This is a genomic window from Nocardiopsis sp. MG754419 (assembly GCF_018207095.1).
Lineage (GTDB): Bacteria > Actinomycetota > Actinomycetes > Streptosporangiales > Streptosporangiaceae > Nocardiopsis.
Window position 1 is genome coordinate 21,774 of record NZ_QOCZ01000037.1, and the last position, 19,269, is coordinate 41,042.

General features: G+C 72.0%; 17 protein-coding genes. 12 read left to right on the plus strand and 5 right to left on the minus strand.

The genetic code is table 11. The annotated features are described in order from the left end of the window. Positions 1 to 128: 128 nt before the first annotated feature. Positions 129 to 1,736, minus strand: coding sequence for an MFS transporter (locus tag DSY14_RS10035; RefSeq protein WP_211716227.1), 1,608 nt, complete (start codon positions 1,734 to 1,736; stop codon positions 129 to 131). 508 nt (positions 1,737 to 2,244) lie between these two features. Here DSY14_RS10035 and panB point away from each other — a divergent pair. Beyond that, complete coding sequence (gene panB / locus DSY14_RS10040; protein WP_211716228.1) at positions 2,245 to 3,099, plus strand: 3-methyl-2-oxobutanoate hydroxymethyltransferase; 855 nt, start codon at positions 2,245 to 2,247, stop codon at positions 3,097 to 3,099. A gap of 127 nt (positions 3,100 to 3,226) precedes the next feature. After that, on the plus strand, positions 3,227 to 4,108 hold the full coding sequence (locus tag DSY14_RS10045) for a sulfurtransferase (RefSeq protein WP_211716229.1): 882 nt from the start codon (positions 3,227 to 3,229) through the stop codon (positions 4,106 to 4,108). A gap of 145 nt (positions 4,109 to 4,253) precedes the next feature. Here DSY14_RS10045 and DSY14_RS10050 read toward each other — a convergent pair whose 3' ends face one another. After that, a complete protein-coding gene (locus DSY14_RS10050; protein ID WP_211716230.1) occupies positions 4,254 to 5,495 on the minus strand; it encodes an MFS transporter in 1,242 nt (413 codons plus the stop codon). Further along, positions 5,492 to 6,121: a transcriptional regulator gene (locus DSY14_RS10055; protein WP_211716231.1), complete on the minus strand. Its 630-nt coding sequence runs from the start codon at positions 6,119 to 6,121 to the stop codon at positions 5,492 to 5,494. The genes DSY14_RS10050 and DSY14_RS10055 overlap by 4 nt, the downstream gene beginning before the upstream one ends. A gap of 183 nt (positions 6,122 to 6,304) precedes the next feature. On the opposite strand from DSY14_RS10055, the gene DSY14_RS10060 reads away from it, so the two are divergent. After that, positions 6,305 to 7,345 (plus strand): LLM class F420-dependent oxidoreductase, encoded by a 1,041-nt coding sequence (locus DSY14_RS10060; protein WP_211716232.1) that lies wholly within the window; start codon positions 6,305 to 6,307, stop codon positions 7,343 to 7,345. Between the two features lie 275 nt (positions 7,346 to 7,620). On the opposite strand, the gene npdG is transcribed toward DSY14_RS10060, so the two are convergent. Both npdG and DSY14_RS10070 read right to left on the minus strand, forming a co-directional pair. Continuing rightward, complete coding sequence (gene npdG, locus DSY14_RS10065; protein ID WP_211716233.1) at positions 7,621 to 8,316, minus strand: NADPH-dependent F420 reductase; 696 nt, start codon at positions 8,314 to 8,316, stop codon at positions 7,621 to 7,623. Positions 8,317 to 8,367: 51 nt separating this feature from the next. Then, positions 8,368 to 8,559 carry a hypothetical protein gene (locus DSY14_RS10070; RefSeq protein WP_211716234.1) on the minus strand — a complete coding sequence of 64 codons (192 nt, stop codon included), beginning with the start codon at positions 8,557 to 8,559 and terminating at the stop codon, positions 8,368 to 8,370. Positions 8,560 to 8,675: 116 nt separating this feature from the next. Here DSY14_RS10070 and map point away from each other — a divergent pair, with 116 nt between their 5' ends. From map to DSY14_RS10115, 9 genes are all read left to right on the plus strand, one after another. Further along, on the plus strand, positions 8,676 to 9,527 hold the full coding sequence (gene map, locus DSY14_RS10075) for a type I methionyl aminopeptidase (protein WP_211716235.1): 852 nt from the start codon (positions 8,676 to 8,678) through the stop codon (positions 9,525 to 9,527). A gap of 524 nt (positions 9,528 to 10,051) precedes the next feature. Further along, a complete protein-coding gene (locus DSY14_RS10080; RefSeq protein ID WP_211716236.1) occupies positions 10,052 to 10,588 on the plus strand; it encodes a hypothetical protein in 537 nt (178 codons plus the stop codon). A 59-nt stretch (positions 10,589 to 10,647) separates the two neighbouring features. Further along, positions 10,648 to 11,481, plus strand: a complete 834-nt coding sequence (locus DSY14_RS10085; RefSeq protein ID WP_211716237.1) for a M55 family metallopeptidase — start codon at positions 10,648 to 10,650, stop codon at positions 11,479 to 11,481. A gap of 160 nt (positions 11,482 to 11,641) precedes the next feature. Further along, entirely contained in the window at positions 11,642 to 13,033 is a 1,392-nt protein-coding gene (locus DSY14_RS10090; RefSeq protein ID WP_211716238.1) for a M20/M25/M40 family metallo-hydrolase, read from the plus strand. Between the two features lie 84 nt (positions 13,034 to 13,117). Beyond that, positions 13,118 to 14,122 carry an LD-carboxypeptidase gene (locus tag DSY14_RS10095; RefSeq protein WP_211716239.1) on the plus strand — a complete coding sequence of 335 codons (1,005 nt, stop codon included), beginning with the start codon at positions 13,118 to 13,120 and terminating at the stop codon, positions 14,120 to 14,122. A gap of 130 nt (positions 14,123 to 14,252) precedes the next feature. Further along, positions 14,253 to 15,911, plus strand: a complete 1,659-nt coding sequence (locus DSY14_RS10100) for a glycoside hydrolase family 13 protein (RefSeq protein WP_211716240.1) — start codon at positions 14,253 to 14,255, stop codon at positions 15,909 to 15,911. A gap of 217 nt (positions 15,912 to 16,128) precedes the next feature. Further along, entirely contained in the window at positions 16,129 to 16,404 is a 276-nt protein-coding gene (locus DSY14_RS10105) for a helix-turn-helix domain-containing protein (RefSeq protein WP_211716241.1), read from the plus strand. 166 nt (positions 16,405 to 16,570) lie between these two features. After that, complete coding sequence (locus DSY14_RS10110; RefSeq protein ID WP_211716242.1) at positions 16,571 to 18,538, plus strand: acyl-CoA dehydrogenase; 1,968 nt, start codon at positions 16,571 to 16,573, stop codon at positions 18,536 to 18,538. Positions 18,539 to 18,594: 56 nt separating this feature from the next. Continuing rightward, positions 18,595 to 19,212 carry a PadR family transcriptional regulator gene (locus DSY14_RS10115; RefSeq protein ID WP_211716243.1) on the plus strand — a complete coding sequence of 206 codons (618 nt, stop codon included), beginning with the start codon at positions 18,595 to 18,597 and terminating at the stop codon, positions 19,210 to 19,212. Positions 19,213 to 19,269: the final 57 nt, after the last annotated feature.

Genomic DNA, 19,269 nt, shown 5'->3' on the forward strand with positions numbered 1-19,269 from the left:
AGTATGTCCGCTCCGCACCGTCGCGGACACCCGGGTTTCCGCGCCTCGCCCGGCACCTGGGAAGAGGCCGATCGGAGGGCGTGGCGTGTGCGCCGACCGTGCTCCACCGGCCACGTCCCGATCCGCGCTCAGGATCCGCTCTCACGCCCGGCGGCGGAGTCCCGTCCCCCGACCGCGGGTGCGTCGTCGCCGTCACCGCGGCGGGGCCCGGGCGCACCGCGCGGCATCCAGACCAGCACCACCAGCAGCCCCACCAACCCGAACCCCAGGGAGACCATCGCCGCCAGGTGCAGGCCGGCGAGGAAGGCCTCCTTGGCCGGGTCCACCAGTGCCCGCCCCTGCGCCCCCAGCTCCCGGGCGAGGGCCATGGTGCCCTCGATGGACTCCCCCGCCGCTCGGACCCGGGCGGGATCGGTGTCCGTCTCGGCCGCGACGGTGTCCAGGGTGGGCGCCATCGCCGACCGGTAGTGGAAGGAGATGACCGCTCCCAGGACCGCCACGCCCATGGCGGTGGCGACCTGACGCACCGTGTTCTGCACCGCCGACGCGGACCCGGCCTTGCCGGGCGGGACCGACGACATGATGGCGTCCGTGGCCGGGGTGAGCACCACCGCCATCGCGGACGCCTGGAGGAAGAAGAACATGATGATGAGCGGTAGCGGGGTGTCCTGCCCGATCTGTGTGTAGAACACGAAGCTGCAGCACACGATCGCCACCCCGGTGGCCGCCAGGGCACGCGCGCCCACCCACCGGACCAGTGTGGTGCTGAGCGGCGCGAAGATCATCTGGCCGATGGCGGCGGGCAGCACCAACAGCCCGGCGACCAGCGGGGTGAACTCGCGCACGCTCTGCCAGTAGAAGCTGAGGAAGAAGATGATCCCCGCCATGCTGAAGAACAGCACCATGATGGTGGCGATGGAGACGCTGAACCGCGGGTCGCGGAAGAACCGCACGTCCAACGACGGGTTCGGGATGCGCGACTCGTGCACCAGGAACAGCGCGATCACCGCCACCCCCAGCACCAGGGCGCCGTACACGTCCCAGTCGGCCAACGAGGCCCGCTCCCCCGCGGTGATGATCCCGTAGATCAACAGCACCAACCCGGGGATGGACAGCGCGACGCCCACCACGTCGGGACGGCCCGCGTTCGGGTCCTTGGACTCGGGGATGAGGACGAACATCAGGGCCAGTCCGACCAGGACGAACGGCACGTTCACCAGGAAGATCGAGCCCCACCAGAAGTTCTCCAGCAGCAACCCGCCCGCGGACGGACCGATGGCCATCGCCAGACCGACCGCTCCGGCCCAGATACCGATCGCCCGGCCGCGTTCCTCGGAGGGGAACACGTTGGTGATCACCGACAGGGTCTGCGGCATCACCATGGAGGCGCCGAACCCCATCACCGCGCGCGCCGCGATGAGCTGTTCGGGGTTCTGGGAGTACGCGGACAGGGCCGAGGCCGCACCGAACACCAGCAGCCCGCAGGCCAACAGCCGTCGGCGCCCCCAGCGGTCGCCCAGGACGCCGAAGGTGAACAGCAGTCCGGCGAACACCAGGGTGTAGGAGTTGATCGCCCACGCCAGTTGGGCCTGGCTCGCCCCCACACCGTCCACCGGGTCGGACAGGGTCCGTAGGGCCACGTTGAGGATCGTGTTGTCGGCCACGACCACCAACAGGCAGATGACGAGCACCGCCAGCCCGCCCCATCTACGCCGGTACGCCGTCCGCTGGTCCACGCCGCCACCTCCCGCTCACGACGCCGGCCCACCGTGGGCGCCACGCGCCCCGCGGCCGTCGGAGCCGACGCCGGGGCCGGGTGTCCCGCCATGCTAACCACCCGGCGACGCGTGTGGGACCCGGCTCACCAGGGAGATCCGCCGCGGACGCGCCCCCTGGGAACACCTTCACACGTCTTCACATTCCCTCCCGCCCACCGACGCCCGCCGGGCCCGCACCCCCGTGCCGGTGGCGATGCCGGCGCTGTGCATCGGTGTGAGAACAACCTCCGGCCCGGGGCCGACCACACCGCCGCGCCGTGCGATGATGCAGGGGTGCGGACCCCGCACACCTGTTCCTCTCGCACCGGCGTGTCCGGGCGGTCCGGGGGCCGGTGGAGGGGAACAAGCCGCACGAGCACACCGTTCCCCTCGGGGAACCACGCGTGCGCGAGCACGCACCACCCTTCTCGTCCACACGTCCGGGGACACCCACACGGGTGCTTCGAGACATCGGAGGAAGAACATCATGAGCACCACAGCCCAGACCCCCTCCGCCGGGAACGCCCTGTACGGCGGGGTCACCAATCGGCGCGTCACCATCCGCGACCTGGCCCGCGCCAAGGAGCGCGGCGAGCGTTGGCCGATGCTGACCGCCTACGACGCGCTCTCCTCCCGGATCTTCGACGAGGCCGGCATCCCCGTGCTCCTCGTCGGCGACTCCGCCGCCAACGTCGTCTACGGCTACGACTCCACCGTCCCGGTCACGGTCGACGAACTCCTCCCCCTGACCGCGGCGGTGGCCCGTTCCACCCAGCGGGCGCTGGTCGTGGCCGACCTGCCGTTCGGCTCCTACCAGGGGTCCCCCGGCCAGGCGCTGGAGACCGCCACCCGGTTCATGAAGGAGGGCAACGCCCAGGCCGTCAAGCTGGAGGGCGGCCACGCCGTCGCCCCGCAGGTGGAGATGCTGGTCTCCGCGGGCATCCCGGTGATGGCGCACGTGGGCCTGACCCCGCAGTCCGTCAACACCCTGGGCGGTTACCGTGTGCAGGGCCGGGGCGAGGCCGCCGCCGGTCTGCTCAAGGACGCCAAGGAACTGGAGCGCGCCGGCGCCTTCTCCGTGGTCCTGGAGGCCGTCCCGGCGGACCTGGCCGTCCAGGTCACCGAACAGCTGTCCATCCCGACCGTCGGTATCGGCGCGGGTGCGGGCACCGACGCGCAGGTGTTGGTCTGGCAGGACATGGCCGGGCTGAGCCCGCGGGTGGCCAAGTTCGTCAAGACCTACGCGAACCTGGGCGAGACGTTGCGCGAGGCCGCGTCCACCTACGCCGACGAGGTCGTCAACGGCGCCTTCCCTGCCGCGGAGCACACCTACGCGAGCTGATCGCACCACGCGCACCACGCCGGTCGGGTCCGTCCCGGCCGGCGTTCTCGTGTCCGAGGGCCGGAACAAGCGTGTACCACGCGAGGTTGGTGTTGTCCGAAGCTTCCAACCCGAGGGGAACCGGACCATGGCACCGAGCACCGCGCCGACCGTCAGTGTGGACTGGCTGGCCGAGCACCTGGCCGACGAGGACCTCGTCCTCCTCGACTCGACCACCCACCTGAGCATGCCCGCCGAGGGTCCCTACACCCTGGAGTCGGGGCGGGCGACCTTCGACGCGGCGCACATCCCCGGCGCGCTCTTCGCGGACCTGCTGACCGACTTCGCCGACCCCGACGCCACGGAGCCGTGGACGGTCCCCTCCTCGGAACGGTTCGCCGCGAGCGCGGGCGCCCTGGGCATCGGCCCGGGGACCCGCGTGGTGGTCTACGACCAGTCCAGCGGGTTCTGGGCCACGCGCCTGTGGTGGCACCTGCGGCTGGAGGGTTTCGACGACGTGGAGGTCCTGGACGGCGGGCTCGCGGCCTGGACGGCGGCCGGGCACAAGGTCACCGACACGCCCTCGCCCGCTCCCACCCCTCGGTCCTTCGAGGCGCGTCGCCGTCCCGAACTGCTGCGTTCCACCGCCGAGGTGTCCGTCTCCCTGGGCGACCCGAGGACGGTGCTGGTCAACGTGTTGGACCCGCAGACCTACAGCGGTGAGAAGCGGACCTACGCCCGCCCCGGCCACATCCCCGGCAGCATCAACCTGCCGGTGAGCGAGGTGACCGACCCCGAGACCGGGACGCTCAAGTCCGTGGAGCGACTGCGCGCCCTTTTCGCCGCCAAGGGGCTGCTCGACCCGGGGATCACGCCCGTGACCTACTGCGGTGGAGGGATCGCGGCCACCGGCGTCGCGCACGCCCTGGCCCTCGTGGGCCGCGCGGACGTGGCCGTCTACGACGGTTCGATGACGGCGTGGGCCGCCGACCCCGCGCTCCCCCTGGTGACCGGCGACGAACCCGAGTAGATCGGGCGTCCGTCGGGCACCGACGCGGACGGCGTGCGCCCGGGCCGCACGGTCGTCGGACCGTGCGGCCGGGGCGCCCTTCTCGGGACGACGGCGCCGCCGGGGTCGAGGGGGTCGAGGGGGTCGCGCGTGCCCCTCCGGACGCTCACGGGTCCGCGCCCACCGGTTCCTCCGCGGGACGCGCGAACGCCTCGGCGGACGGGCCGAAGGCGGGCCACACCACCGCGGACAGGTACACGACGGCACCTGCGACCAGGACGGGGGCCACGCCCCACAGGCCGATGGCCACACCGACACCGGGTGCGGCGATGGGTGCGCCGACCCGGGTCAGGGCGCCGAGCATCGCCATGCCCCGACCCACCATGGGAAGGGGCAGGCGTTCGAAGAGCATCGCCGACAGGATCGGGTTGATGAGCCCGCCGAACAGGCCGGACACGCCCCAGACCACGAGGACGACCAACAACGGCACGTCGAGGGCCAGGACCAGGATGCGCGGCGGACCGGCCACCGCCAGGGCCGTGAAGAAGACCGCGCGTCGGGGCAGGCGGTGACCGATCGCCACCGCGCACAGCGACCCGAGAACCGAGGCTCCGCCGAGCGTTCCCGCCACCAGACCGATCGCCTCGGGCCCCCATCCGCCTTCGTGGGCCCACACCGGCAGGGCCAGGCTCATCACCGCGACGTCCACGACGTTGGTCACCAGGATCATCACCGTGAGGGTGCGCAGCGGCAGGTCGCCCCAGACCGCCCGCCATCCGGCGTGCAGGCGGGTCAGGTACCCCTGGTCCGCCTCCGGATCCGGCCCGTCGCCCGCGGTCGCCTCGATGTCCCGACGCAGGAACACCGTCATGACCAACGCCGCGAGCAGCATGAGCGCCGCGTTGAGGTACAGGGCGGTCAGGGCGCCCAGGGAGGTGACCACGACCCCGGCGACGAGGGGGCCGACCGTCATGGAGAGCCGGTCGACGGTGCCGGTGAGCCCGGTGACCCGTTCCACGCGTACCCCGGCTGCGCGCGCCGCGAAGGGCGACAAGGACACCTTGGCCGCCTCGGAGGGGCCGGTGGCCAGCCCGATCACGGTGACCAGGGCGAGCAGGACCGGGAAGGGCAGCAGACCGGCGGTGAACAGTACCGGCACGCTGACGAGGGCGACCGCTCCGAGGACGTCCACCCGGACGCTCACGGCCCGCTGACCCCATCGGTCCAGAACGGGACCGACGAACAACCGGGCCAGGGTGTAGGAACCGAGTTCGAACAGCGTGACCAGACCCATGTGGGCCGGGCTGCCGGTGCTCTCCAGGACGAACCAGGGGATGGCGATCATGGCCAGGCGGGTGCCGAGATAGGCACAGGCCTGGGCGAGGACCAGACCGGTCACGGGTCTCACGAGGCGTCGCCCGGGGGGACGGGAGGCACGTCGGTCTCAGGCTCGTTCTCGGGGCCGGGGGTGGGGAAGGCCGCGAACTGGACGTTGACGGTGCGCTCGTCCGTGCCTCCCTCGTCGGCGTAGCGGTCGAGCAGCCCGATCACCTCGGCGCGGAAGCGCTCCATCTGTTCGAGGGTCAGGGAGACGGTGCGGTCGGCCATGAACTGGGCCTCACGCCACCGCTCGGGTTGGGCGGACCACAGGTTGACCGCGGCCCCCAGACGCTCGGACCACCCGGCGGCGAGGGCGTGTCGCAGGGCGGTGGTCAGTTCGGGCGCCTCCGTGTCCAGGCGTTCGGGCAACCGGAAGCCCTGATGGACGGCGCGCCACCAGCGTTCGCGGCTGTGCCCGAGCGAGGTGTCCTCCTCGATGAACCCGTAGGACTCCAACTGGCGCAGGTGGTAACTGGCCGAGGCGGAGGAGATGTCGAGCCGCTCGGCGATGCTCTTGCCGGTGGCGGGCCTTTTCTGGATCAGCAGGTAGACCCGCATGCGCAGGGGGTGGGCCAGACCGCGCAGGGAGCGGGCGTCCAGGACGGCGGCGTTCTCGAAGGGGTCGTGTGCGGTGGGCTCGTGTTCGTGGGTCATGGGCACACCCTAGATGCCCAAGAGTTCTTGGCCAAGACTCTTTGGCCAAGAACTCTTGGGCATTGCAGGAGAAGAAGCGAGGGCGTGAGCCACATCACCGGCCGAACGTCGCTCGGTAGTACAGTGACGGCGACACCAGGACCGCCACGGGGTCGGCCCCCGGCCCCACCGGGAGGACAGCAGATGCGCATCTCGATGCCGCTCCAGTACGCGGGCGAGCCCAAGGCCGCCGTCGAGCAGGTCGTCGCGCTGGAGAAGGCCGGGCTGGACACCGTGTGGGTCGCCGAGGCCTACGGGTACGACAGCCCCACCCTCATGGGGTACCTGGCCGCCCGCACCGAGCGGGTGGAGATCGGTTCGGCCATCCTTCCCATGTACAGCCGCACGCCCGCGCTCGTCGCGATGACCGCCGCCGGGCTGGACCACCTCTCCGAAGGTCGCGCGATCCTCGGGCTGGGCGCCAGCGGTCCCCAGGTGATCGAGGGCTTCCACGGCATCCCCTACACCAAGCCGCTGACCCGCACCCGCGAGACCATCGAGATCTGCCGCAAGATCTGGGCGCGCGAGGAGCGCCTCACCCACGACGGCGACGTGTTCACCCTCCCCCTGCCGCCCGAGCAGGGCACCGGTCTGGGTCGGCCGCTCAAGATCATCAACCACCCCGAGCGCCCGCGGATCCCGATCCACGTGGCGTCGCTGGGCGTCAAGAACGTCGAGATGACCGCCGAGATCGCCGACGGTTGGCTGCCGCACCTGTTCATCCCGGAGAAGGCCGACCAGGTGTGGGGGCAGGCCCTGGCCAAGGGGACGGCCGCGCGCGACGCCTCCCTGGGCCCCCTGGACATCACCGCGGGCGGGCTGCTGGCCATCGGCGAGGGCGAGGAGACCAGGAGCCTCCTGGAGTTCACCCGTCCGATGATCGCCCTGTACGTGGGCGGCATGGGGGCCAAGGGCAAGAACTTCTACAACACGGTCGCCCGGCGCTACGGCTACGAGGAGGCGGCCGAGAGGATCCAGGACCTGTACCTGGACGGCAAGAAGGACGAGGCCGCCGCCGCGGTCCCGGACGAGTTCGTGGAGCTGACCAACCTGGTCGGCCCCGAGTCGTACGTGCGGGAACGGGTGGAGGCCTTCCGGGCCGCCGGGGTCACCCGCCTCAACGTCACCCCGGTCGGCGGCGACCCCGCGGAGCTGATCGCGAAGGTCAAGGAGTGGGCCTCCTAGGCCGGATTCCTCGCTGCCTCCACCGTGGTCGGGCCCGTGTCCGGGCGCCCCACGACGCCACCGGGGCCGCGGCGCCACAGGGGGATCGTTCCGCACGATCCCACCCACCGCACCCCGGGCCGAGGGGGCACTCCCGCCCACACCGGTACGGGGGAACACCTCGTCGTGCGACGCGCAGAGCCTCGGCCCCGACCCCGCCCCCGGGAGCGCCACGGAGATCGGTGCCGCGTGGACGGGAACGGGCGTACGGGACCGGGTGGCGGTGACGGTGCCGGCTACAGACCGGTGATCCGGATCCCCGCGTGCGTCTTGTAGCGGCGGTTGACCGCGATGAGGTTGGCCGTGAGCGCCTCCACCTGGTGCGCGTTGCGCAACCGACCCCCGAACACGCCCCGCACACCGGGGATGCGCTCGGCCAGGGCCCGCACCACGTCCGTGGCCTCACGGTCCTCGCCCAGCACCAGCACGTCCAGGTCGACCTCGGCCACCCGCGGGTCCAGCAACAACGACGCGGACACGTGGTGGAACGCGGCGGTGACCCGGCTGCCCGGCAGGACCTCGGCGGCCTGCTGGGCGGCGCTGCCCTCGGGGACCTCCAAGGCGAAGGGCCCCTTTTTGTCGAAGCCGAGCGGGTTGACGCAGTCCACCACGATCTTCCCGGCGAGCTTGTCGGCCAACGCGACCAGCAGGTCCCGGTGACCGTCCCAGGGCACCGCGACGATGACGATGTCGGCCCGCGCGGCCGCCTCGGCGTTGTCCGCCCCGTGCACCCGCACCTCGACGGACTCCGCGTCGACCAGGTCGTTCGCGGCCTTGGAAGCGCGTTCGGCGCTACGGGAGCCGATGAGGACGGTGTGACCGGCCAGGGCGAACCGGCGGGCCAGTCCCCGCCCCTGGTCGCCGGTCCCGCCCAGAACCGCGATGGTCTTCCCGGAGATGTCCACGCCCTGGGGCACGCTCTGTTCGCTCATGGGGCCGATCCTGTCAGAGCAGGCCCCGGCGCGGAACGCGCAGGGCCGGACTCAACGATCACCCTCGTTCTCCTCGTCCTCGTCCCAGGCCTCGTTGCGCCGCGCGGCGATGTTCAGCGCCCGCGCCGCCGTCTCGCGGTCAGGGTAGGGACCCAGGCGTTGGCTGTTGGGACACCCCTTGCCCTGCTCGACCTCGTCGTGCCGCAGACAGAACCACCAACCGTCGTCCTGGACGTCCACCACGGTCGACCGCCTCCCTCACCTCGTCGTTCTCGTGGGGCACCTACCCACGCCCGGGACGCTCATCACACCCACCGTCCCGACCGTCCGGTGCCACCCACGAACTACACTCAGTGTCCATGACTACTCCGCTGGTTCCTGGGCGCATCTCGCCGCAACGTTCGGTCCCCCCGCACATCGTCCGCCCGGAGTACGTCGGTAAAAAGCGCCCGATCGAGGGGGTCCTGGGGGACGTCCACGACGCCGAGACGGTCGAGCGCGTCCGAGTCGCCGGTCGGATCGCCGCGCGGGCCCTCGAAGAGGTCGGCAAGCACGTCGAGCCGGGCGTGACCACCGACGAGCTGGACCGGATCGGCCACGAGTACCTGCTGGACCACGGCGCCTACCCGAGCACCCTGGGCTACAAGGGCTACCCGAAGTCGCTGTGCTCCTCCCTCAACGAGGTCATCTGCCACGGCATCCCCGACGACACGGTGGTCTCCGACGGCGACATCGTCAACATCGACATCACCGCCTACAAGGACGGGGTGCACGGCGACACCAACGCCACCTTCCTGGCGGGGGACGTCGCCGAGGAGAACCGTCTGCTGGTGGAGCGCACCCACGAGGCGACCATGCGCGCCATCAAGGCGTGCCGCCCGGGGCGGCAGATCAACGTGATCGGCCGGGTGATCGAGTCCTACGCCAAGCGGTTCGGCTACGGCGTGGTCCGGGACTTCACCGGCCATGGCGTGGGACCGGAGTTCCACTCGGGCCTGGTGATCCCGCACTACGACGACACGCGCGCCACCACGATCATGGAGCCGGGCATGGTGTTCACCATCGAGCCGATGATCACCCTGGGCGGCGTGGACTACGACCTGTGGGACGACGGCTGGACCGCGGTGACCGCGGACCGTTCCTGGACGGCCCAGTTCGAGCACACCCTGGTCATCACCGACTCCGGCGCGGAGATCCTCACCCTCCCCTAGCGGCGCACGTCCTCGGGCCCCGGTCACCGCACCGGGGCCCGCGCATGTCCGGCGGTCGGCCGGCCCCGGGGGTGGGGCGGGGTCGACGTGAGGACGTTCGCACTCCCCCGGTGGGACGAGCCCTCACCGCCGCCGAACCACGCCCGCGACCGGGAAGGCGCACCGGCCGAAGACCCGCCGGGACGGAGGTCGAACGGATCGCCCCGGGGCGGCGTCCCACGGGTGCGGAGCGAGGCCGGCCCCGCGCACATCATGAGACTTCAGGGTCACTTCTCCGAACCCGCACCACGCGGCGTCACGGGTGTCACCACGACGCCCGTGTGCACGTAGGGTGGTGACTCGACCCCGCTCCGAAGGGGCCGAGATTCCGCATCATGCACCAGAGCGCGCCGGTCGAGGGCACCTGTTGCACCGGGTGCCCGCTGCACACCGACGGTGGGCGACCCCGCGCCTGCCGGTGAGACCCCTGGACGAGGCTCGCGAGATCGACCACTGATGTCTCCCGATCGACAGGGATCCACCCCATGGCGCTGTTCGTCCACCTGACCCCTCGCCCCAACATCACCCGCGTCCAGCGGTCCGGTGTGCGTCCCTCCAACGGGCACGGTGACGTCCGGGGGGTCTTCTGTTTCCCCCTCCTGCCCTCCTACTCGGTGACGCACCAGTGGTTCGGGGCGCTGGGGCCGCACCACGGACCGCACGGACTGGTGGCGGTCGACGTGCGTCTGCCGGACGACGAGCCCGTGACCGTGGGCCACTTCGACGACCGCGACGCCCGGCGCGTGACCGCCGCGGAGGCGGTCCGCGTGGTCCGGGAGCTGGAGGACCCCGGCGGTTGGGAGGTGGTCGTCCCGCGACCGGTGCTGCGGGGCGAGGTCCAGCGCATCCGCGAGGTCCGGTGGACCACCGGGTACGTGTCGGCCCTGCAACCCCGGGCCCAGGTCGTGCCGGATCCCCTGAACGGCGCCTTCCCACGGCTGCGACCCGAACCCATGGCGGCCCCGGCCGAGGCCGTCGTGGACCTCGGCCGGGCCATCCCGGAGCAGGTGCGCGGCGACTGACCGTCACGGGTCGGCGGATCCCTGGCTTCGCGAGGTGCACAGGTCGTAGGCTCTGCCGGATGAAGATCCTCATCTCCGCGGACATGGAGGGCGCCACCGGCGTCACCTGGCCGGCCGACTGCGAACCCGGCACCGAGCAGTGGCAGCGCTGTCGGTCGATGTTGACCGGTGACGTCAACGCCACGATCGGCGGTCTCCTCGCGGGCGGCGCGACCGAGGTTCTCGTCAACGAGGCCCACTCCACCATGCGCAACCTGCTGTTGGAGGAGTTGGACGAGCGGGCCACGATGATCACCGGCAGGCACAAGGAGCTCTCCATGGTGGAGGGCGTGCAGGCCGGCGACGTGGACGGGATCGTGTTCCTCGGCTATCACTGCGGCGCCGGGGACGACGGGGTCCTGGCCCACACCTACCTGCCCAACGCCGTCACCGAGGTTCTGCTGGACGGCGCGCCGGCGAGCGAGGGCCGCCTCAACGCCGCCGTGGTCGCCGAGTACGGCACACCCGTCATCCTCGTGACCGGGGACGACCGCGCCTGTGAGGACGCCGCGTCCTACGCCCCCTTCGCCCGGACCGTCGCGGTGAAGGACCACGTCAGCCGGTACGCGGCACGCTGCCGACCGCCCGCGCGCACCGCCGCCGACATCCGCGCCGCCGCGGAGGGGGCGATGACGTCGGCGGGACGGACCGACCCGGTCGCCCCCGCCCCTCGGACGGTAGAGGTGGAGGTGGACTCCGCCCAGCTCGCCCAGGCGGCGGCGATCGTGCCGAGCGTGACCCGGACCGGGGACCGTCGGGTCCGCTACACCTCTCCGGACGCCTACGAGATGATCCGGACGTTCAAGACCGTGACCACGATGATCTCCCAGCACATGGAGAAGGACTACGGCTGACCCGTACCGCCGCCCGGAAACGGCACTTCCGGGCGGTTCGGCGGACAGCCACCAGGAACAACCGGTAGAACTGTGCCCGGGACCCGGTCCGGACCACCGCACACGCCCCGTGCGCGGTTCGCCGCACATCACCACCCGCACCCGAAGAAAGGCCGAGCCCGTGGGCCACACCGACACCTCCCTGCCCGACAGCGTCAGAGAAGAGGCGCTGGTCGCCGCCGGCGAGGACGCCGTTCACCTGACCCGTGAGCTGATCCGCCGCGACTCCACCAACCACGGCGGAGGGCGGGGCGACGAGCGCGCCGCCGCCGAGTTCGTGGCCGAGGCGCTGGGGGCCGCGGGCCTGTCCCCCCTGGTGTTGGAGTCCGCCGACCGCCGCGCCAACATGGTGGTGCGGATCCCCGGTACCGACCCCGACGCCGACGCGCTGCTGGTCCACGGCCACCTCGACGTGGTTCCCGCCGACCCGAGCGACTGGACGGTGCCGCCCTTCTCGGGGGAGATCGCCGACTGTCCGGACACCGGGGTGCCCGCTCTGTGGGGGCGCGGCGCCGTGGACATGAAGAACACCATCGGCATGGTCACCGCGGTGGTGCGGTACTGGGCGCGGCTGGGGCTGCGACCGCGGCGCGACATCGTGCTGGCGTTCGTCGCCGACGAGGAGGACAGCGCCGCCTACGGCGCCGACTACCTGGTGCGCGGACACGCCGACCTGTTCGAGGGCTGCACCGTCGCGATCGGTGAGGGCGGCGGCCACACCGTCCACGCCCGCGGCACCGGCGGAGCGCCGGTGCGGTTGTACCCGATCGGTTCGGCCGAGCGTGGGAGCGCCTGGTTGACCCTGCGCGCGCACGGGACCGCCGGGCACGGTTCCCGACCGCCGAAGGACGGCGCGGTGGGGGCGCTCGCCGCCGCCGTGGCCAGGATCGACGCTCACGAGTGGCCCCTGCACCCCACCCCGGTGGTCCGTTCGGCGATCGACGCCATCGCGGACGCGCTGGGGGTGGAACGCGCTCCGGGCGACACCGACTCCAACGAGGCGATGGACGCGTTGGTGGCCCGTTTCGGCACCGCGGCGCCGCTCGTGGCGCCCACGGTCCGCAACAGCGCCACCCCGACGATGCTCTCGGCCGGCTACAAGGTGAACGTGGTGCCGGGAGAGGCGAGCGCGGGGATCGACGGCCGGGTCCTGCCCGGCGGAGAGGACGCGTTCACCGCCACCATGAACGCGCTGACCGGCGACCGCGTCACGTGGGAGTACGCGCACGGGTCGGATCCGGTGGCCGCCCCGGTGGACTCACCGGCCTTCGACGCGCTCCGGAGCGCGGTGCTGGCGCACGACCCCGAGGCGCGGGTCGTGCCGGTGTGCCTGGCCGGGGGCACCGACGCGAAGGTGTTCGCACGGCTGGGGATCGACTGTTACGGCTTCTCGCCCATGCGTCTGCCCGAGGGGTTGGACTACCCCGGGTTGTTGCACGCGGTGGACGAGCGGGTGCCGCTGGAGGGACTGCGGTTCGGGGTACGGGTGCTGGACGGTTTCCTGCGCTCCTGAGGGACCGCGTGGGCACCGGTCGGGACGGCCGGTGCCCGGGTGCCGCCCGTGCGCGGGCGCACCGAGGAGGGGACGACGAAAAGGATGAGGGACGACGTGGGCGAGTCGGTGGTCGAGGTGCGTGAGGGGTTCACGGGCGGTCGGGTGGCGAAGGCCCGTCCGTCGACACTGCGTCGACCGCCGAGACTGCGCCGAGGTGACCGGGTACGGCTGGTGGCCCCGTGCAGCCCGGTGCCGGACGCCCAGTTGGACGCGGCCGTGGAGATCCTCACCGGTTGGGGACTGGAGGTCGAACTCGCCCCGCACGTGCGCGACCGGCACCCCCTGCTGCCCTACCTGGCCGGGCTCGATCGGGATCGGGCACGCGACCTCCAGGACGCCTGGTGCGACCCGGACGTGCGCGCGGTCTTCTGCGCCCGGGGCGGTGACGGGGCGCACCGGATGCTGGACCTGCTGGACTTCGCGCGGATGCGCCGGGCGGAGCCCAAGGCACTGATCGGGTTCAGCGACATCACCGCGCTGCACGAGGCGTTCGCCGTCGAGTTGGGGGTGGCGACGGTGCACGGCCCCGTGGTGGGCACCCGGTACTTCGTGGGCGACGAGGTGGCCCAGCGGGAACTGCACACCACCCTGTTCACCCCCGAACGGCGGATGCTGCTCACCTCACCGGGCGCCCACGCCCTGGTGCCGGGGCGGGCCGAGGGCGTGCTGTTCGGCGGGAACCTCAGCCTGCTCAACGACGGGTTGGCCACGCCGCACAGTCGCCTGGCGACGGACGGCGGCGTTCTGGTCCTGGAGGACGTCAACGAGGACGCCGCGCGGGTGGACCGGATGCTCACCCACCTGTTGCGCACCGGCTGGTTGGACGGGGTGAGGGGGGTGGCGATCGGGACGTGGACGGACTGCCCGCCGGACCCGGGTGCGATCGCCGACCTCATGCGGGATCGCCTGTCCTCACTGGGGGTGCCGGTGCTGTGGGGGTTGGAGTTCGGCCACTGCGCCGCCCAGCTCACGCTGCCGCTGGGGGTCCTGGCGACCCTGGACACCGAACGGGCGAGCCTGGAACTCGCGGTCCCCGGACTGGAGTGACGTGTCGGCCCGATGGCGATCGGGTTCCCGGAGCAGGGGTCGGCACCGCCCGGTCGGGGCAGACCACGGGGGGCGGGCCCCGTCCCCCTGATGCACACGAGCCTCTTCCCCTCCGACTCCGGGAGCTTCCATGACCGAGCGTCTCCTCCACCGCGACGACCCCCTGTGGTGGCGCACCGCCTCCATCTACCAGGTCTACGTGCGCAGCTTCGCCGACGGTGACGGTGACGGTGTGGGCGACGTCGCCGGCCTGCGCGCCCGTCTCCCCTACCTGCGCGACCTGGGTGTGGACGCGGTGTGGCTCAACCCCTGGTACGTCTCGCCGATGGCGGACGGCGGCTACGACGTGGCCGACTTCCGGGACATCGACCCGGTCCTGGGCACCCTGGAGGAGGGCCGGGCCTTCATCGAGGAGGCCCACGGGCACGGGATCCGCGTCATCCTCGACATCGTGCCCAACCACGTCTCCGACCGGCACGCGTGGTTCCGGCAGGCGCTGGCCGCCGGGCCGGGCGCACCCGAGCGCGAACTGTTCCTGTTCCGGGACGGTCGGGGTCCTGACGGGGACGAGCCGCCCAACAACTGGCGCGCCAACTTCGGCGGCCCCGCCTGGACCAGGACGACGAACCCGGACGGCACACCCGGTCAGTGGTACCTGCACCTGTTCGCCCCCGAGCAGCCCGACCTGAACTGGGAGCACCCCGACGTCCACGAGGAGTTCCGGTCGATCCTGCGTTTCTGGTTCGACCTCGGCGTCGACGGTTTCCGCATCGACGTCGCGCACGGGCTGGTGAAGGACCCCCTGCTGCCCGACTTCCAGCAGCACCCGAGAGAGCAGCACCTGCCCGCCCCCGGACACGTGCACCCCTACGCCGACCTCGACGGGGTCCACGAGATCTACCGGGACTGGCGTCGGGTGGCTGACTCCTACGATCCGCCGCGGATCTTCGTGGCCGAGGCCTGGGTGCCCACACCGGAGAGGCTCTCGCGCTACCTGCGCGCCGACGAACTGCACACCGCGTTCAACTTCCACTACCTCCAGGCTCCATGGACCGCCGAGGGCATGCGCGCGTCGATCGACGCCTCCTTCGCCGCGCTGGGGTCGGTGGGGGCTCCCGTGACCTGGGTGCTGTCCAACCACGACGTGGTGCGCCATGTGTCGCGGTTCGGTCGTCCCGACCACGCCCAGCACAAGGCGCTCTCGGCCCTGCGCGACGCGCCGCTCGACCTGGAGCTGGGGACGCGACGCGCCCGCGCGGCCGCGCTGTTGTCACTGGCCCTGCCCGGCAACGTCTACCTCTACCAGGGCGAGGAACTGGGCCTGTGGGAGGTGGAGGACCTTCCCCCGGAGGTGTTGCAGGACCCCACCTGGGAGCGGTCGGAGCGTACCGACCCGGGACGGGACGGTTGTCGGGTCCCCCTGCCGTGGTCCGGCCAGGCCCCGCCCTTCGGGTTCGGTGACGGTGCCGAGCCGTGGCTGCCGCAACCCGCGGGGTGGGCCGAGCTCACCGCCGAGCGGGCCGCCGCGGACCCGGACTCGATGCTCTCGCTCTACCGGAACGCGCTGCGGCTGCGCTCGGAGGTCCCCGGACTGGCCGGGGAGGCCATGACGTGGGTGGACGCGGGTGAGCAGGTGCTGGCCTTCGACCGCGAGGGGGTGCGGTGCGTGGTGAACCTCGGAACGGAACCGGTGGACCTGCCCGAGGGCGCGGAGGTCCTGTTGGCCAGCGACGTGGTGGTCGGGGGACGACTGCCGCGCGACACCGCGGCGTGGGTGCGGCTGCGCTGAGCCGTGCTTCCACGGCCCGCGCCGCGCTTCGGCCCGCGTTCGGGTGCCTCACGGCGAGGTGGGAACCCCGCGCCGCGCCGCGGCCGTCGGCCGGTCGGTGCCGGATCGTCCACGGTGGCGGCCCGGCACCGATCGACCGGCCGGCACGTGTTCGGCCACCGACGGGACCGGGACGCGGGGCTCCGGCGCGCCGGAGAACCCCGGTTAGACTCGACGCATGGTTCGTGAACCGCTGACCGAAGAGCAGATCGAGCGAGGCCGTGTCCTGGGCGCCCTGCTGCGTCGAGCCCGTGCGGGGCGCACCATGGTCGACGTCGCCCGCCACTCGGGGATCTCCGTGGAGACCCTGCGCAAGATCGAGGGCGGCCGCATCCCCACCCCGGCCTTCTTCACCGTCGCGGCGGTGGCCGCCACCCTGGGCCTGTCCCTGGACGACCTCCTCACCCGGACCGACGCCACCGTCGCCCCCGCCCCTCACGACATCGCCGTGTGACCATCGGCGGTCTCCTCCGCCTCCCCTCGTGCCCGGCCCCGTCCGGCGACCACCTAGTTTGGATCGACACACCCGTGTCCGGGCGTGTTCGGGACACCCGCGGGTGCGCCGGTGGTAGTCACGTGAGGGCACGGGTGCGCGTCGACGACGACCATAGGGGGAGCAGATGAGCGAGCAGGCACCGCTGACACTGAACGAGGCCGAACTGCGCGGTCTTCTGGACGGGTGCTGGGCGCACGTGCGCGAGAAGGCCCGGGACGTCGTCCAGGGCGAGGAGTACGCTCCGGTGCACGGCCTGTCGATGGAGGAGCACCGCGCCCGCACCTCCAAACAGCTCCTGGGGCTGGCCGAGACCGGTATGCCCGCCTACGGTTTCCCGGAGTCGGTCGGGGGGACCGACGACATCGGCGCCTCCGTCGTGGCCTTCGAGATGCTCGTCGCCGACATGTCCCTCATGGTGAAGATGGGGGTGCAGTTCGGGCTGTTCGGCGGCGCGATCAAGGCCCTCGGCACCGACCGGCACCACCGGCGGTACCTGCCCGACGTCATGAGCGTGGCGCTCCCCGGCTGTTTCGCGATGACCGAGACCGGACACGGCTCGGACGTACAGCGTCTGCGCACCACCGCCACCTACGACGCGGCCACCGAGGAGTTCGTGGTCCACACGCCCGACGAGTCGGCGCGCAAGGACTACATCGGCAACGCGGCCCGGGACGGACGCATGGCGGTGGTCTTCGCCCAGCTGCGCACGCCCGGCCAGGACGGTCCCCTCGACCACGGCGTGCACGCGCTCATGGTGCCGATCCGCGACGAGGCCGGTCGACCGTTGCCCGGTGTCGGCATCGAGGACTGCGGGCCCAAGGCCGGGCTCAACGGGGTCGACAACGGTCGGCTCTGGTTCGACGGGGTGCGGGTGCCGCGCACCGACCTGCTCGACCGGTACGGCCAGGTCGCCGCGGACGGCACCTACTCCAGCCCGATCGAGAACCCCAACCGCCGGTTCTTCACCATGCTGGGGACCCTCATCCGGGGACGGATCAGTGTGGCCGGGGGCGCCGGCACCGCCACCAAGGCGGCCCTGGGCATCGCGATCCGGTACGCCGACACGCGCCGCCAGTTCACCCGACCCGCCGGTGAGGACCGCCCCGAACAGGAGGTGCGGATCCTCGACTACCTGGCCCACCAGCGCAAGCTCCTGCCGGCGCTGGCCCGCACCTACGGGCTGCACTTCGCCCAGGAGGAGCTGGTCACCCGACTGCACGAGCTGTCTCGCGTTGAGGAGCGCGACGAGCACGCCCAACGGGAGCTGGAGTCGCGCGCGGCCGGGTTGAAAGCGATCGCGACCTGGCACGCCACCGAGACCATCCAGACCTGCCGCGAGGCGTGCGGCGGCTCGGGGTACCTGGCGGAGAACCGGATCCCGCAGCTCAAGGCGGACTCCGACATCTTCACCACGTTCGAGGGCGACAACACGGTCCTGCTGCAGCAGCTCACCAAGGCGCTGCTCACCAACTTCCAGGACTCCTTCGGCGACCTCGACCAGCTGGGCCTGGCCCGGTTCATGGCGGGCAAGGCGTTCGAGACGGTCATCGAGCGCACCGCGGCCCTTCCGCTGATCGAACGGCTCATCGCCGCGGCCCCGGGCCGGGGCGACGAGGCGGGCCTGTACAACCGCGGCTGGCACCTGGAACTGTTCGAGGACCGGGAGAAGCACGTGCTCGAAGGACTGGCGGGCCGCCTGCGCCGGGCCAGGAAGGACGGCGGCGACGCCTTCGAGGTGTTCAACGTGGCCCAAGACCACGTGCTGGAGGCGGGCCGCGCGCACATGGACCGCGTCGTTTTGGAGGCGTTCGTGGCGGGGATCGACCGCTGCGGTGACAAGTCCACCGCCAAGCTGCTCAACCGCCTGTGCGACCTGTACGTGTTGTCGGTGATCGAGGAGAACCGCGGCTGGTTCCTGGAGCACGAACGGCTCTCCACCTCCCGCTCCAAGGCGGTCACGGCGGCCGTGAACGACCTGTGCCGGGGATTGCGGCCGTACGCGGTGCGCCTGGTCGACGCCTTCGGGCTGCGCGACGAGTGGCTGGGCGCGCCGATCGCCCTGGGTGCCGAACACCGTCGTCAGGGCGAGTGACACCACCGGTCCCGGCTCCCCTATGCTCATGCCGTTCGACCATGTGAGGTGGGGGAATGTCGGCGATCCGGTTGTTGGTGCTCGGTTCGGTCCGGGCGCACGAGCGCGCCCACGGCTACCAGGTCCGGAGCGACCTGGAGTCGTGGGGCGCGCACGAGTGGTCCACCGCCAAGCCCGGATCGGTGTACCACGCGCTGAAGCAGATGGCCCGCCAGGGACTGCTGGCCGCCGACGAGGTGGCGCCCTCCGACGCCGGTGGCCCGCCCCGCACCGCCTACGCGCTGACCGAGCGGGGCGAGGCGGAGTACACCGACCTGTTGCGGGCGGCGCTCGCGGCCGACCACGACGCCCGGGTGGACGTGGTCTCGGCCGGGCTGGGGTTGATGACGGACCTGCCTCGCGCCGAGGTCCTGGAGCTGTTGCGTCGACGAGCGGGGCATCTGGAGGGGTGGCGGGCGAGCGTGGTGGTCCACCACGACCCGCACGCCCCCGACCATGAGGAGGCCGGTGCCGTGGGCGAGGTGCTGGGGTTCTGGGTGCACTCGGCCGAGTCCATGACGGCGTGGACACGGGCGCTCATCGCACGGATCGAGGGCGGCGCCCACGTCTTCGCCGGAGAGGGCTCCTGGCGCCCGGCGGGTCTGCCCGACGGCGAGGAGGCCGCGGCGACCTAGGTGGTGGCGGTGCTCTTCCGGGCCTCCGCCGCGCTTCCGGCCCTGTGCGGGAGCCCC